General features: G+C 71.5%; 15 protein-coding genes. 9 read left to right on the forward strand and 6 right to left on the reverse strand.

Translation table 11 applies throughout. From position 1 onward, the window contains the following. Positions 1-205 precede the first annotated feature (205 nt). Positions 206-1,552: an SWIM zinc finger family protein gene (locus tag SM577_RS26910; RefSeq protein ID WP_474588278.1), complete on the forward strand. Its 1,347-nt coding sequence runs from the start codon at positions 206-208 to the stop codon at positions 1,550-1,552. Beyond that, positions 1,545-4,226, forward strand: a complete 2,682-nt coding sequence (locus SM577_RS26915) for a DUF6493 family protein (protein WP_474588279.1) — start codon at positions 1,545-1,547, stop codon at positions 4,224-4,226. The genes SM577_RS26910 and SM577_RS26915 overlap by 8 nt, the downstream gene beginning before the upstream one ends. 243 nt (positions 4,227-4,469) lie before the next feature. Here SM577_RS26915 and SM577_RS26920 read toward each other — a convergent pair whose 3' ends face one another. Next, positions 4,470-4,805, reverse strand: coding sequence for a hypothetical protein (locus SM577_RS26920; RefSeq protein ID WP_302919767.1), 336 nt, complete (start codon positions 4,803-4,805; stop codon positions 4,470-4,472). A gap of 34 nt (positions 4,806-4,839) precedes the next feature. Here SM577_RS26920 and SM577_RS26925 point away from each other — a divergent pair, with 34 nt between their 5' ends. After that, positions 4,840-5,094: a hypothetical protein gene (locus SM577_RS26925; protein ID WP_302919768.1), complete on the forward strand. Its 255-nt coding sequence runs from the start codon at positions 4,840-4,842 to the stop codon at positions 5,092-5,094. 240 nt (positions 5,095-5,334) lie between these two features. Here the strand turns inward: SM577_RS26925 and SM577_RS26930 are convergent, their stop codons facing one another. After that, positions 5,335-5,769, reverse strand: coding sequence for an alpha/beta fold hydrolase (locus SM577_RS26930; protein WP_474588280.1), 435 nt, complete (start codon positions 5,767-5,769; stop codon positions 5,335-5,337). A 55-nt stretch (positions 5,770-5,824) separates the two neighbouring features. Between SM577_RS26930 and SM577_RS26935 the strand changes: the two genes are divergently transcribed. Beyond that, on the forward strand, positions 5,825-6,109 hold the full coding sequence (locus tag SM577_RS26935) for a hypothetical protein (RefSeq protein ID WP_474588281.1): 285 nt from the start codon (positions 5,825-5,827) through the stop codon (positions 6,107-6,109). A 24-nt stretch (positions 6,110-6,133) separates the two neighbouring features. On the opposite strand, the gene SM577_RS26940 is transcribed toward SM577_RS26935, so the two are convergent. Genes SM577_RS26940 through SM577_RS26950 form a run of 3 tightly spaced genes read right to left on the reverse strand, consistent with a single transcriptional unit; the run spans position 6,134 to position 7,118 of the window. After that, entirely contained in the window at positions 6,134-6,514 is a 381-nt protein-coding gene (locus tag SM577_RS26940; protein WP_474588282.1) for a hypothetical protein, read from the reverse strand. A 59-nt stretch (positions 6,515-6,573) separates the two neighbouring features. Then, positions 6,574-6,825, reverse strand: a complete 252-nt coding sequence (locus tag SM577_RS26945) for a hypothetical protein (RefSeq protein WP_302919771.1) — start codon at positions 6,823-6,825, stop codon at positions 6,574-6,576. Continuing rightward, positions 6,822-7,118, reverse strand: a complete 297-nt coding sequence (locus SM577_RS26950) for a DivIVA domain-containing protein (protein WP_302919772.1) — start codon at positions 7,116-7,118, stop codon at positions 6,822-6,824. Before SM577_RS26950 ends, SM577_RS26945 begins: the two co-directional genes overlap by 4 nt. Before the next feature lie 264 nt (positions 7,119-7,382). Here SM577_RS26950 and SM577_RS26955 point away from each other — a divergent pair, with 264 nt between their 5' ends. From SM577_RS26955 to SM577_RS26965, 3 genes are all read left to right on the forward strand, one after another. Then, positions 7,383-8,270, forward strand: coding sequence for a helix-turn-helix domain-containing protein (locus SM577_RS26955; RefSeq protein ID WP_302919773.1), 888 nt, complete (start codon positions 7,383-7,385; stop codon positions 8,268-8,270). Continuing rightward, positions 8,263-8,463, forward strand: coding sequence for a DUF397 domain-containing protein (locus tag SM577_RS26960; RefSeq protein ID WP_302919774.1), 201 nt, complete (start codon positions 8,263-8,265; stop codon positions 8,461-8,463). Before SM577_RS26955 ends, SM577_RS26960 begins: the two co-directional genes overlap by 8 nt. Positions 8,464-8,836: 373 nt before the next feature. Continuing rightward, on the forward strand, positions 8,837-9,520 hold the full coding sequence (locus SM577_RS26965; protein ID WP_302919775.1) for a DUF4352 domain-containing protein: 684 nt from the start codon (positions 8,837-8,839) through the stop codon (positions 9,518-9,520). A 201-nt stretch (positions 9,521-9,721) separates the two neighbouring features. Here the strand turns inward: SM577_RS26965 and SM577_RS26970 are convergent, their stop codons facing one another. Then, on the reverse strand, positions 9,722-10,360 hold the full coding sequence (locus SM577_RS26970) for a hypothetical protein (RefSeq protein ID WP_474588283.1): 639 nt from the start codon (positions 10,358-10,360) through the stop codon (positions 9,722-9,724). A 296-nt stretch (positions 10,361-10,656) separates the two neighbouring features. Here SM577_RS26970 and SM577_RS26975 point away from each other — a divergent pair, with 296 nt between their 5' ends. Then, positions 10,657-11,838, forward strand: a complete 1,182-nt coding sequence (locus tag SM577_RS26975; RefSeq protein ID WP_474588284.1) for a Cmx/CmrA family chloramphenicol efflux MFS transporter — start codon at positions 10,657-10,659, stop codon at positions 11,836-11,838. A gap of 292 nt (positions 11,839-12,130) precedes the next feature. Continuing rightward, positions 12,131-14,080 (forward strand): LVIVD repeat-containing protein, encoded by a 1,950-nt coding sequence (locus SM577_RS26980; protein ID WP_474588317.1) that lies wholly within the window; start codon positions 12,131-12,133, stop codon positions 14,078-14,080. The last annotated feature ends 88 nt before the right edge of the window (positions 14,081-14,168 follow it).

The following is a 14,168-nucleotide window of genomic DNA, read 5'->3' on the forward strand; positions in this document are numbered from 1 at the left end:
CACCGCCGCCGGCCGGGGCGGAGCGGACAGTGCTCGTCGCCGGGGAAATGTCGTACGGGTCGGGTTAGCTGCCGCGTACCGCTCGCCGCCGGAGCCGGGGTCACCGTCGACGTGTTGTGGACGGACGCCGGGGACAGCGCGGCCTGCGCGGCGCGTGGCACCATTCCCGGACACCGCGCGGCGGGACCTCAGAAAGGATCGAGCATTGAGTGCGAGCCCGTCCGTGGTGGACACCAGGATCTACCGGCACGCGTCGGGCGTGGTCGGCGACACGGTGGCCCTTGCCACGTCGGCACCGGACCGGGTCGACGGGCAGACCTTCTTCGCCGGTTTCGTGCGTACGCCCCGGGTGGTGGCCGGCGGGCTGCTGGCACTGGCCGACATCGCGGCCGCCGACTTCCGGCCGGTGCGGAGTCCGGGCGGGCGCGATCCGGTGGTCACCGGCGACGGCGAACGGCTGCGGCTGGAGGCGCTGTCGGCCTGCGGCGGCGTGTACGGGCGCCTGGACCTGGCCGCCGAGGAGCTGGACGGCGCACCGGTGGGCCGCGGTGTGACCAACGTGGACGTCAACCCCGGGTTGTACACCGCGCTGACCCGCGTCGGGGCCGGGGACCCGGTGCGCCTGGCGGTCGGCGAGGACGAGCTCGCCGTGTCGACGCTCGACGGGCGCGTGGTCGAGAAGCGGGTGCCGCTGCCGGAGCGGTGGCTGCGCGGGCTGGCCGAGGTGTCGGCGCACGCGCTGCCGATGGACCCCCGGTTGGAGCTGCGTCCGGGACGCGCGGTGGCGCTGCTGGCCGAGGTGTCGGCGCGTACCGGCCGGCGGACGCGGTGGTTGCTGCCGGCCGCGACCGGGTGGCGCTCCACGAGCCGGCCGGATCGTGGCGCGATCTGCGTGGCGGACGGATACCGCCTGTCGGTACTGCGTCCCCTGCTTCCCCTCGCGCGCACCGTCACCCTCTACGCGCCGCCGGTCAGCGGCGCGCCGGCCCAGGTGAGCGGCTGGGTGCTCGACTTCGGCACGGCCCGGTTCACGCTGCTGCTGTCGACCGCCGTGCAGCACGGCTTCGCCGGGGACGGTCAGCTGCTGGCCGACCTCGGGGCCGGGTCGGCCGACACCGACGCCGAAGCCTTGAACGCCCTGCTGGTCACCGACCCGGTCGTCGACCGGTCGTCGGTCGCCGAGCGGATGGACTGGGACGGTACGCGGGCCACCGCCGCCCTCGCCGCCCTCGCCACGGCGGGCCAGGTGGGCTACGACATCGCGGCGGCGTCGTCGTTCCACCGTCCGCTGCCCTACCGGGCCGATCTCGTGGCCGCGCTGCATCCACGGCTGGCGGCGGCACGGGCGCTGGGGGCGGCGGGCGGGGTGGTGCCGACCGCCGCGGGCGTGGAGGTCACCTCCGGGGGTTCCACCTATCTGGTGCACCGGCGCGGCGCCGGGTACGCCTGCACCTGCGCCTGGTGGGCCGAGCATCAGGGCTTGCGCGGGCCGTGCAAGCACGTCGTGGCGGCGATGTTCAGCGAGGAGAACGGGGTGACGGGCGGTGCGTGACGTGTGGCGCGAGGTGTGCGCGCGGATCGACGCGGCCGACTTCGACGCGCTCGGGGAGACGCTCGCCGGTCTGGACGCCGGCGGGCGGGCCACCCTGCTGCCGGCGCTGGAGGCGCACACGCCGACCCGCGCCGAGCCGAAGCCGGTCGTGCTGCCCCCGCCTGAGCCCGAGCCGGAGCCGGAGCTGCCCACGTCGGGCTCCTTCGGTTTCGTGTTCATGACCGCTCCCGGGGAGGAGATTCCCCGCGACCTCGCCGGGATCCGGGCGCTCATGGCGCGCCAGCGGTCGCAGCGGCAGGAACGCCAGCGTGGCTTCGAGAAGCAGCGACTGGAGTGGCAGGCCATGCACGAGGCCAGGGAGCTGAACGAGCGCCGCCACGCGGCCCTCGCCATGGCCGTGCTCGCCTGCGCTCCCACCGTCGCCGACGCGGTCAAGCGGATGTACCGGCCGTGGTCCGCGGGCCCGTCGCTGCGGGTGTCAGCCGAGATGGTGCCCGGCCTGCTCCGGGCGCGCGGCGCCGACTGGGCTGCCAGCCTGGCCCGGCACCTGCTGCGCCGGTCCGGCTCGCGGATCCGGGGGGCCGCTCACTGGCCGTTCACCGAGGCGCTCATGCGGGCCGTGGGTGCCGGGCCGCCGGACACGCCCGCCGCCGTGGCGCAGTACGTGGCGCTGCGGCGGGGCAACCGGTCGCTGGCCGCTGCCCTGGCCGCCGACCCGTGGCTCGACCACGTGGTGCCGTACCTCTTCGACGACGACCGGGTGGCCGTCGCCTTCGCCACCGGCGTCGCCGGCCGGGACTGGCCGCCGGCCCTGCTCGAGCTGGCCGCCAGCGGCCGGATCGACCGGCGGGTGCTCATCGCGGGGTGCCTGCGCCGGTTGCGGGCCGGCGGGCGGAAGGGGCTGCTCCAGCCGTACCTCGATCTGCTCAAGCAACTGGCACCGACGGTCGACGAGTTGGCCGGGCACCGGCAGGAACTGATCGGCCTGCTGACCGCACCGATGTCGACGGTCGCGAACCTCGCGTACGCCGGGCTGCGCGACCTGCACCGGGTGTCCGCGCTGGATCCGGCAGCCGTGCTGGAGATCACCCGAAGCATGCTGGCCCGCCAGGAGAAGACGCTGGTGCGGGCACATCTGACGTGGCTACGGACGCTTCCGCTCGAGCCGCTGCTGGACGGGCTGGTGGTCGGGCTGTTCCATCCGGTGCCCGAACTCGCCGAGGGCACCCTCGACCTGATCGAGCGAGGGCTGCCGGCGCTGTCGGCGGAGTCCCGGAACCGGCTGCGGGACGAACTGCCGGCGCTCGACGGCGCGGTCGCGCACCGGCTCGCCGGGCTGCTCGGCGCCGCGCCGCCCGCTCCCGTCGCCGTTGCGCCGCGCGTCGCGGAGCCGCCGGCGGAGATGCCACCGCCGCTGGACCTCGGCGCGCTCGCCGGCGAAGTGGCGATCGTGTTCCGCAAGGGCAACGACGATCCCGTCCGGTACGAGTTGCTGCTCGACGGGCTGGTGCGGGCGGCGCGGAGCGACCGCGCCGCCGCCGAGCGGGTGCTGAGGCCGATGGTCCCGCAGTGGACCGGACCGTGGCCGGCCGTGGTCGCCGCCGCCGCCGGCAGCTACGTGTCGGCTGAGGCGCCGTACCGGTGGGCGGAGCCGCATCCGGTGACGCGCTTCCTGGAAAGCCGGGTCACCGAACTCGCCGAACGGCTCCTCAAGGAGCTGCCGCCGGCGCTGCTGGCCACGCCGGCCACCGTCGCCGGGCACGTCGATCCCGCTCGGGTGCTCGACCTGCTGCGCACAGCCGAGGACGACGGCTGGCAGCCGGGCCACGCCGACCTGACGCAGGCCATCCTGCGGCTGCCGCGCGAGGTGGACGAGGTCGTCCAGGCGGGCGCACGGCGTCTCGTCTCCCCCGGCGGGCGCCGGTTCGCCGCGGCGCTGGCCACCCGGTTCGAGCCGCGCACCTGGGTGGAGGAGGTCGGCCACCAGCCGCACCGGTCCGGCCGGCGGGTCGCGATGCTGGACCCGACCGGCCTGCCGGCCGAACTTGCCGAGCCGCTCGACGCGGCCCAGCGGATCAACCACAGCCGGTGGACGGGCGACCTGGCACTGTGGCCGATGATCGCGCCGTCGCACCGGGAGGTCATGGCCGCGCACCTCCAGCCGTTCGTGGCCGCGGCGGTGGAGCGGGGCAACCTGTCCACCGGGATCCTCACCGGCCTCGCCGCCGCCGACGGCCCGCCCGGCCCGGCGATGTGGTCGATCATGGCGTACGTGCTCGCCAACCACCGGCAACCCGTACGGCTGGCGGCCGGAGACGCGCTGATCACCCTCGCTGCCCGGCCGGACTGGGACAGCGCCGGCATCGGGGCGGAGCTCGGTGCCCTCGCCGCCGCCGGTCGGGTCGTGCTGCAGCGGGTCGTCCAGCCGCTGACCGAGGTGCTCAGGGCCGGTGAGCGTGAGGCGGTCTGGCAGGTCACGTCGGCGGCGCTGCCGATGCTGCTGCCCGCCGGAGCCAGGCCGGGCCTGGCTGACCTGGTCAGCCTCGCTGCCGACACCGCACCGGGCGACCGCCCGGTCGACCTGCCGGGCCTTGCCGCGCTCGCCGCCGATCCCCGGCGGAACCGGCTCACCGAGGCCGCCCGACGCTTCACCGCCCGCACCGCCAGCGCCTGACTCGTGCCGCGAGATCCGGGCCGGGCGTAGCTCCAGCGTGTGGCCGCGAGGTCTCCGGTTTCAGGTTCTGGTTCGTCGCTGAGCCATCCTCACCTGCGCTGCCCTTCGGGAACCACACCAACGCCGCTCCGGTCCACTCGCTGCTCGAACCGCGGGTTCGCCGCTCTCGCACACCCTCGTCTCATGTGGTTGCACAACCATATGAGACAGAGCACCGCTTGAGCATTCAAACTCAAGATTCCCTCAAGTTGCGTCAGCCATCGTCATCCCTCGAAATACTTCTGCCAGAATCAGCCGCACGAGGATACCGATCCAGCCGCACGACAGTGGCAAGTGGACGGTTCCGAGGGTGCGATCGATCTGCTGTTTCCGGCCGGTGCTGCCGGAACGAAATCCCCGGAAGGGAGAGACCATGACACGTCTCCGCTCGGTGGCCTGCTCGGCCCTGTTGGGAACCACGCTGGCGGTGGCTTCCGCGACGGTTACCGCACCTGCGGCGTCCGCCGGGTCGCTGTACTGGAAGAACGGGACCAACGTCTCGAAGTCGACGGTGTGGTCCGGAGCGACCGCCAGCAACATGCAGTGCTACTTCCCATCGGGATACAACGCGACCATGTGTATCCGGTTCGACCGGCGGGCCATCTACGTCCGGAACGACAAGGCCAACGGCTACTTCAAGCTGGGGCAGTGGACCGGCAGCGGCAACACGTACATCTGCCAGAACAACCGCACGAAGACCTCCGGCGACGGCAGCTGGGTGGCCTGCCAATGGAACTGGCCGAAAAAGAACTGCTACACCAAGCGGACCGGTTACGGGCAGCACGAATGGTACGTGACCAGCCCGTCCAGCGGCGTCAAGTGCTATTAGTTCCATAGGCAAGGCACGCCCTGGCGCGAGCCGGAGCGCATCGCCGGCGACACTCACCTGCTGGAAACAGGAGCGTGTCGTCGGCGGTGCGCGCGGCCGCGCTGGTACGACCTGGATTCTCTTTCAATTTCCATCGAGCCCGGGTTCACCGCCCGCCGTGTGCGGATATCGCCTGCAGGTGTGCCGCGAGAGCGGCGGGTGCCTCGACATGGGCGAGGTGATTGAGCCCCTCCATCCAGGTCAGGCGCGCCCGGGGCATGGCGAGACGAACCGGTCGAGGTCGGCTTCCCGCGCGGCATCCCGGACAGCCGAGCTGACGTGCTCGGCGAAGGGGCGCGAGACGGGCTCGTAGAGCACGAGTGACCGGACGTCGTCCCGCCGGGTCGCGGTCTCCGCGGCGATGAGCCCGCCGTAGCTCCAACCGAGGAGATCCTTGGGGCCGGGGATCGCGTCGAGCACGGCGTGCAGATCCGCCATCTCCACCTCGACGGTGTACGTCTCGCCCTGCGGGCTGCTCGGTGCGCGCCCCCGGCGATTGACCACCACCGCGGGGCGGCCAGCGAGTGCCCGCACGAAGGCGTTCCAGTCCTGCGCGTCGCTCATCACGCCCGGGACGACGACCAGGGGTCCCGGGCGGTGACGCCTCCCCGAGGACGGCGACCTGCCCGCCGTCAACCGCCACGCTCCATGTCACGACACTCACCTTCACCGCCGAGGACGAACCGGCCGGGTGCCTGACGACCAGCGCCATGATGATCGGCGGGCGGGACACCATCGCGTACGCCAGACGGTCGCCCGGCTCCAGCAGGCCGACGCCGACGCGCTGCGCGAGCGGATCGAGCAGGCGGTCCGGACGGGCGAGCTGCCCCGGTCGACGTCCGTCGCGGCGCTGACCGCGTACGTCCAGTGCGTCTGGCACGGCCTCTCGGCCATGTCGAACGCCGGCGCCCCGCGCGCGCAGCTGCTCGACGTCGTTGACGAGGTGATGCGGGCCTGGCCGCCCGGCCCGCGCTGACCTTGGCCCGCGTTCTGCACCGGATCATTTGGGAACGTCCACCCAGCGGGCGGCTGCCTCGAAGGTGTCCGCCGGGGTGGTGTTGAAGGCGATCGCCGCGTCGGGAGCATGCCGGTGCACCAGGTTTACCACGCGCTCGAACAGGTCCAGCTGATTGCGGACACCGCCACCGATGACGACGCACTCCCAAGCCCGGGCGCGAAGGGCAGCGGTGACGACCGCCGCCATGTCGTCGCTGCCGTCGAGACCGAACAAGCAGAACTCGGCCCCCACGCCGTGCTCGGCGAATCGGGTCCGCCCGGCTTCGATGCCGTCGGCTACCGGCTTGGGGTCCCACGGCCCGGGCACCCGGTACGGATCGAGACCGATCACGAGCACGCGGGGTGTCAGGTCCGGTGTGTTCATTGCTGAAGACTATGCGCGGTCCGGGCCGGAGGCGGGCTTCGACTGTTCGTCGGGTTGCGTCAGCGGCGCAGGCGGCGGGAGCACTCGCCGTCGTGACCGTCGCGGAGCACGCAGCGCCCGCCGCCGGGCAGCCGCAGGTCGCAGAAGACCCGGTGACGGAGGAACTGCCGGTCCTCCTCGGAAACGGTGGTCTCCCCCGGGTCGGTCATCGGCAGCACGGACATCCAGCGGCCGATGACCCGGGCCAGGCGCTGCGCGGCCGGCAGGTCAGCGGCGACCACGGGCAGGTGGATGACGTACCGCTGGGTCATCGTGCGGGGTCCTGGTCGGCGCTGGGCTGGTCGGACTGCCAGGTGCGCAGCGCGAGCTTGATCCGCGCGGTTTCCCGGCGGCTCTCGGCGAGGGCGTCGTGGAGTGCGGTCATGTCGAGGGCGACCCGGTCGAGGAAGGCGTACACGTCGTCGGGGTTCAGGCCGCGGCGTCCGAGCCGGGCGGGCGGAAAGCGGCGCTCGCGCACCTGCCACGGCAGCAGGCTGCGGTACGTGGCGGAGCGGTAGGTCGTCCCGGCGCTAACTGGGAACGACCTCTGGTTGCGAACGCTCATGTCAGCCTGCCTTTCTCGTCCTGGGTGCAGCACAGCTCATCCCGGCACGACACCGGGCTGCTCAGTTGGAGTGAGTCGGGGGGCGGCGACCGGTTCGGGGGATCCCGGCCGCCGCGCTGTGGCCATCCTGTGGCAGTCCGGAGTGGATGCGCAACGTTCCAGGCCGCAATTTCGGCAGTGTGCATTGACTTTCTTTGTTGAACCACGTAGGTGTTGCAGAAGCACATCACGCAGTGTTATGCCATGGAATCAAGGAGTGTGCCGGTGGCCGAGGAGATTGGATCGACCGTGCCGCGCCGGCAGCTTGGCCGGCTGCTGCGCCAGTTCCGCAACGAAGCCGGGGTAACCCTCGACGCTGCCGCTGAGGCCCTCGAATACAGCCGGCAGAAGATCTGGCGTCTCGAGTGCGGCATGGGCCCGGTCCGGGTGCTCGACGTCAAGGCGATGTGCGAGCTGTACGGGGTCTCGCCGGAGATGACCGAGGCGATGCGCGGGCTGGCCGCGGAGACGAAGTCGAAGGGCTGGTGGCACGCGTACGGGGACGCGGTGCCGAGCTGGTTCGAGTTGTATGTCGGCCTGGAATCCGCGGCCTCCCGGCTCAGGGGCTTCGACGAGTCGCTGATCCCGGGAATCCTGCAAACGAAAGGCTACGCCGACGCGCTCTTCCGGCTCGGGCGGATACTCAGCGACGACGAGCGTGAGCGAGCCGTTCAGGTGCGTCTACAGCGGCAGGCACTGCTCATGCGGCGACTCCCAGCGGCTCCCCGATTGGAATCGGTGGTGTCGGAGGCGGTGCTTCGCCGCACTGTCGGTGGGTCGGCTGTGATGACCTCCCAGCTCGAGCATCTACTCAAACTGTCTGAACTGCCGAATGTGTCCGTTCGGGTGCTACCCCTGGCGGCAGGACCGCAGCCCGGGGCAGTTGCGGGCACCTTCATGATCCTCGACTTCCCGCCCACCAAAGGCGGTCGGGCCGCCCCTGAACCCTCAATCGTCTACAGCGAGTCGCTGACCGGGGCGCTCTACCTCGACAAGCCCGACGAGTTGACCGCCTACGAACGCGTGTGGCGAGGGCTGGATGCGCTCGCCCTCGGCGAGGCAGAATCGAAGGACATGATCAAGAGGATCACCGGGGAGATGCGGCATGACTGACCTGACCGGCGCCATCTGGCGCAAGAGCAGCCGCAGCGGCGACAACGGCGGTGCCTGTGTCGAGGTCGCCACCAACCTCCCCGGCATCGTCGCCGTCCGCGACTCCAAGGACCCCAACGGACCGGCATTGATGTTCGCGCCGCAACCTTGGGCGAGGTTCGTGAAGATTGTAGGCTTCCGATCCTCGGTGTGAGACGAGATTGGCGGCCTCGCCACGACCGGTCCCGTTTTCGTCCGCCAAGGCACCAAACCCCATTCACAACGCCTTGAGAGACGTCCGCTGATCGTCGGGACTCCACTGCCCGTTCGATAGCGGACCGGCGCCTATGACCGACTACGGGTGCCTGGTCGGCCACGATCCATTGCAGAGCGCGTCGCCAATCGGACAGTTGCCGAATTGGCCATTGCACGCTGGATACCGTTCACAGGACTCGCACGGCGGATCACCGCGCTAACGACCTGTGGGGTTAAGAGATATGACCACTCCTGGCCAACCGAGCCAGCACCAGCCATACTCCGGCCCGCCCGGCCACGGGTCGGCGCCGTTCGGCCATGCTTCGACGGCCATGTACCCAGCCGTGCCCGCACCTCGGAAGCGGCCGACGTGGCTCATCCCGACGCTGATCGGTGTGGGGGCTATGGTCGCCCTTTGCTGCGGCGTCGGGATGGTCGGCGTCATCGTGGGTGACCCCGAGCCGGCAAGCGTGTCGTCTAGCGCGAGCCCCACCACGCAGGCGGCGGCGAAACCATCCTCGACCGCTGCTGGGTCCGCGTCAGCCCCATCCACCAGTTCGCCCGCTGCCGCCCCAGCCGCGCCGAGCCCGACAAAGGAAGCTGGCCCCAGACTGTATCGCGTCGGTGACAAGGTTCGTGGCGGTGACTTCGAATTCACCGTCAACAGCATGAAGTGCGGGATCTCGCAGGTCGGTGATTCGTTCCTGAACCGCAAGGCGCAGGGCATGTTCTGCCGCGCGAACATCTCCGTGAAGAACGTGACGAAGTCCGCACACCTGTTCCACGCCGACGGGACGGTAACCGCACAGGACGCATCCGGCCGCGAGTATGACCCCGATGGCACGGCCGGGATGTACGGCAATGACGACGCCAGCGGGTTCCTCGACGAGATCAACCCTGGGAACACCGTGCGCGCAAACGTCTTCTTCGACGTGCCCAAGGGTACGAAGTTGAAGACGATCACGTTCGACGCGGGGCTGTTCACCTTTGCCGAGGACGCAGTCGTGACCCTTTGACCGGATAGCCGGGCCGGCTGGTTCCGTCCCGGCCGTTCGGCGACGACCTGGTCGAGGCCGTCCCGGCCGGGACTCCATTGTTCGGAATTCCCGGTGGCGAGGCGGATTGCCATGCCGGGAAACCGCAGCTGGATCATGGCGGAGAGTTGATGCCCCGGCGCATTCTCGACAGCGCCCTCTGGTGAGCGCCGGGGTGCCGGTTCAGCGCGCCCGGCTGGCCGAGACCACCCGCGGGTCATTGGCGTAGCGGCGAACGACGTCATCGGCGTCACCGGCGGTGGCGCCGGGATCGAACAGCACCTCCACACACGCCGCCTGTGGCCCCTCGTGCCCGAAGCCGGCGATGACGCGATCCGGGTCGAAACGGTGGCTCTCCCGCACCAGGTTCCAGGCCGGCGCTCCCGGCCGCACGCACACCACCGCGTCGGGTTGCCGGCCACCCCAGGCCAGCGCCGGAGCCGACACCCCGATGGTGAGCACGAAGGCCAGCCCCAGACCGATCACGGTCGGCCGGCCGAACGCCGGCCGGCTGGACGGCAGGGCCACCGCCGCGAGAGCCGCCACGGCGTACGCCCACAGGGCCCGCTTGTCGGGCGTGTCGTGCAGAGCCAGCGCGATGACGCCGACCCCGATGGTCTGGGTCACCAGGGTGGCCAGCAGGAATCTCGGCGAGCCGACGAACGCCGCCGGTATGGCGGCGAGCGCACCGAGCGACAGCACGAGCACGACGAGCCCGATCGCGCTCCATTCCCGGCGCGCGTCCAGGGCGAGCAGCAGCCAGGCGAGCGCCTGCCCGCCCACGACGATCACGGGACGGAGCCGCGCCAGGAACCGCACCATCGGGCGACCATACGTCACACGACCGATCTGGCGCAGACCCTCGTTTCTACGCGGCAAGGCGGAGACGACAACAACTCCGTTGCGTGACGGCCGGTGGGTTTGAGTAAGGTCTGCGCCATGTCGAGCCCTGAGGCAGCCACGGTGGGGGCTTTCGGTCACGCCGTCAGCCCCCTGCACCACTGAGTTCCTCGTTCGCGTCCCAGCAGCCTCCGCTGCATGGGATATCTGCGTGCACCCTCGGGCGCTGACCGCGGTGACGAGACGTCTCCCCGTTCTCTCTCACCTCGGAGTTCCTGATGCCTCTGCCGCTCTACCTGCTTGCCGTGGCGGTCTTCGCCATGGGTACCTCTGAGTTCATGCTCGCCGGCCTGGTGCCGGACATCGCCGCCAGCCTCGACGTGTCGGTCGGCGCCGCCGGGCTCCTGACCTCGGCGTTCGCTGTCGGGATGATCGTCGGCGCGCCACTGATGGCGGCGCTGGCACGCTGGTGGCCTGCCCGGGCCAGCCTGCTGGGCTTCGTGCTGGCCTTCGCCGTGGCCCACGTCGTGGGGGCCAGCACGACGAGTTTCGCGGTCCTGCTCGTCACCCGGGTGGTCGCCGCCCTGGCCAACGCGGGCTTCCTGGCGGTGGCGCTGAGCACGGCGGCCACGCTCGTCGCCACCGACCAGAAGGGGCGCGCGCTGGCGGTGTTGCTCTCGGGTACGACGGTGGCCACCATCGCCGGCGTTCCCGGCGGTGCGTTGCTCGGCACGGTGCTCGGCTGGCGGGCAACCTTCTGGGCGGTCGCACTGCTCTGCCTTCCCGCCGCCATCGGCGTGGTCATGGGCGTCCCGGCACGGGCCGGGCAGACCCCTCGGGACGCTCCGGCCGGTTCGTCGCTCCGGAGCGAGATCGCGCAGCTCGTGCTGCCGAGGCTGGTCCTGGTCATGTTGCTCGGCGCCCTCGTCAACGCTGCCACCTTCGCCACGTTCACCTACCTGGCACCGATCGTGACCGACACCGCCGGCCTGGCCGAGCTGTGGGTCCCGGTCGCGCTGGTGCTCTTCGGAGTCGGGTCCTTCGTCGGCGTCGGCGTCGCGGGACGGCTCTCCGATCGGCGTCCGGGCATCGTGATCGCCGTCGGTGGTCCGTCGCTGTTGCTCGGCTGGGTCGCGATGGCGACCCTGGCCGCCCGACCGGTGGCGGTTCTGCTCCTCGTGCTCGTGCAGGGCACGCTGTCCTTCGCGGTCGGCAGCACCCTGATCGCCAGGGTGCTCTACGAGGCAGCGGGCGCCCCAACCATGGGTGGGTCGTATGCGACCGCCGCGCTCAACATCGGTGCTGCCGGCGGCCCCGTCCTCGCGGCGGCGACCCTCGCGGCCGGCGCTGGCGACCTCGGCCCGGTGTGGGTCAGCGGCCTCCTGGTCGCGGCGGCCCTGCTCATCGCCCTGCCGCTCCGGCGCCTCGTCGCACCCCACGCCGGCCAGGCACTCCGATGACCACGCGGACGTTCCGTCCCCTCGTGTGCTGAGCCGGCGTCGAACGCCGACCGGCGGACCGGGCATGGTACCGGGCGTGACCAGCGGATCGGGATTCGGCGGTTTCGCGCCCACCGCGAAATGTCCATGATCCTAAATGGCCGATCCGGCGGTACGGTCCTTACTACCGCGGCGTGCGCGCACCAGGTACGCCGCCACCAGTGGGGGCACCGTGCGGAGGACACCCATGACCGAACGAACACATCGCACACCAGGCCGCCGACGTCGCGTGCTCGGCGCGGCGGCCGTGACCATGCTCCTCATCGCCACGCTGCCGGGCACGGCGTCCGGCCAGGAGCCCGGACCGGATCCGCGGATCGGTCTCGGCCCGGGATGGCTGGACGCGCAGAGCGCGAGCAGCAACCTCGACCTGCTGGCACACCACGACAAGCCGGCCGGATTCGTCAACCCGGCCAACCCGGGTGACTTCGGCTTCGCCGGCTCGGATCTCGCCTTCGGCGGCAAGCACGCCTTCATGGGCAACTTCAACGGCTTCAACATCTACGACATCTCGCGACCCGCCAACCCGACGCTCGTCACCAGCGTGGTGTGCCCGGGCGGGCAGGGCGACCTCTCGGTCCACGGCGACCTGCTCTTCATGTCGGTCGAGGAGAGCCGCGGCCGGGTCGACTGCGGCACCGACCCCACGGCCGGCACCCGGTTCCAGGGGGTACGCGTCTTCGACATCAGCGACGTGGCGAACCCGGTGCAGGTCGCGGCCGTGCAGACCTGCCGGGGCTCGCACACCCACACCCTGGTGACCGATCCGGACGACAGCGCGAACGTCTACGTGTACGTCTCCGGCACCGCCGGGGTGCGCCCGGCGAGCACGATGGCCGGCTGCAACAACGTGCCCGCGTCCGGCGAGAACCCGGCGCGGTGGCGGATCGACGTCATCAAGGTTCCGGTGGCGCACCCGGAGCAGGCCGCGATCGTCAGCGGCCCGCGCCTGTTCGCCAACCCGGAGACCGGCGCTGTCGACGGCCTGCAGAACACGCCGCCCGCGCCGCGGCACCCGTCGGGCGGGACGTGGAGCCCGTCGCCGGTCACCGACGCCTGCCACGACATCACCGCCTACCCGGAACTCGGGCTGGCCGCGGGCGCCTGTGAGGGCAACGGGATCCTGATCGACATCTCCGACCCGGCGAACCCGGTGCGGGTCGACGAGGTCTCCGACCCGAACTTCGCGTACTGGCACTCCGCGACGCTCAGCAACGACGGCAAGAAGGTCGTCTTCACCGACGAGTGGGGCGGCGGCACCGGCGCCCGGTGCCGTACGACCGACCAGCCCCAGTGGGGCGCCAACGCGATCTTCGACATCGTGGACGGCAGGATGCGGTTCGCCAGCTACTACAAGCTGCCGGTGCCGCAGACGCTGCAGGAGAACTGCGTCGCCCACAACGGGTCGCTGATCCCGGTGCCCGGCCGGGACATCCTGGCCCAGGCCTGGTACCAGGGCGGCATCTCGCTGATGGACTTCACCGACTCGGCCAACCCGCGCGAGATCGGCTACTTCGACCGGGGGCCGATCAGCCCCACCGCCCTGATGCTCGGCGGCTTCTGGTCGGCGTACTGGTACAACGGCCAGATCTACGGCAGCGAGATCGCGCGCGGTTTCGACGTCTTCGGCCTGCGGCCCAGCGAGCACCTGACCGAGGCGGAGATCGCCGCGGCCCGTGAGGTGCGGTTGCCGCAGTTCAACGCCCAGCTACAGACCAGGATCGGCTGGGCGCCGAGCTTCGCGGTGGCCCGGGCCCGCTTCGACCAGTTGCTGCGGACCTGCACCACGACCGTCTCCGACCGGCACAAGGGGCCGCTGACGGTCACCGGCGTCACCTGCCTGACCGGGGCGACCGTCTCCGGCCCGGTCACGGTCCGCCCGGGTGCCACGCTGCTCGCCATCGACTCGTCGATCTCCGGCCCGGTGTCGGCGTCGAACGCGGCGGCGGTGCACCTCTACCACAGCACCGTGCGCGGCCCGGTGAGCGTCACCGGTACGACGGGCAGCGCGGCCATCGTGGACACCGAGGTCCACGGGCCGGCCGTGCTGACCGGCGGCACCGGGACGGTCGAGCCGATCATCGCCGACAGCACGGTGCGGGGCCCGCTCGCCTGCACCGGGAACTCGCCCGCGCCGATCAACCTCGGGGCGGCCAACACGGTGCACGGGCCGGCCACCGGCCAGTGCGCCAGCCTCGACTGACGAGGACCGTCAACCCGGGGGGGGGGGGGGGGGGGGGCGGGCCGCGGGGCCCCCCCCCCCCCCCCGCCCGCGCCACCCCCCGCCGCGG

The organism is Micromonospora desertarenae (genome assembly GCF_056150265.1).

What these genes read in the sequence shown, in the direction of transcription:
- SM577_RS26950 (WP_302919772.1), bottom strand. Translation starts at nt 7,118, where the DNA reads ATGAGCGTTCGCAACCAGAGGTCGTTCCCAGTTAGCGCCGGGACGACC.
- SM577_RS26925 (WP_302919768.1), top strand. Translation starts at nt 4,840, where the DNA reads ATGTGTATCCGGTTCGACCGGCGGGCCATCTACGTCCGGAACGACAAG.
- SM577_RS26975 (WP_474588284.1), top strand. Translation starts at nt 10,657, where the DNA reads ATGCCTCTGCCGCTCTACCTGCTTGCCGTGGCGGTCTTCGCCATGGGT.
- SM577_RS26970 (WP_474588283.1), bottom strand. Translation starts at nt 10,360, where the DNA reads ATGGTGCGGTTCCTGGCGCGGCTCCGTCCCGTGATCGTCGTGGGCGGG.
- SM577_RS26920 (WP_302919767.1), bottom strand. Translation starts at nt 4,805, where the DNA reads ATGTTGCTGGCGGTCGCTCCGGACCACACCGTCGACTTCGAGACGTTG.
- SM577_RS26965 (WP_302919775.1), top strand. Translation starts at nt 8,837, where the DNA reads ATGTACCCAGCCGTGCCCGCACCTCGGAAGCGGCCGACGTGGCTCATC.
- SM577_RS26980 (WP_474588317.1), top strand. Translation starts at nt 12,131, where the DNA reads ATGCTCCTCATCGCCACGCTGCCGGGCACGGCGTCCGGCCAGGAGCCC.
- SM577_RS26960 (WP_302919774.1), top strand. Translation starts at nt 8,263, where the DNA reads ATGACTGACCTGACCGGCGCCATCTGGCGCAAGAGCAGCCGCAGCGGC.
- SM577_RS26945 (WP_302919771.1), bottom strand. Translation starts at nt 6,825, where the DNA reads ATGACCCAGCGGTACGTCATCCACCTGCCCGTGGTCGCCGCTGACCTG.
- SM577_RS26940 (WP_474588282.1), bottom strand. Translation starts at nt 6,514, where the DNA reads ATGAACACACCGGACCTGACACCCCGCGTGCTCGTGATCGGTCTCGAT.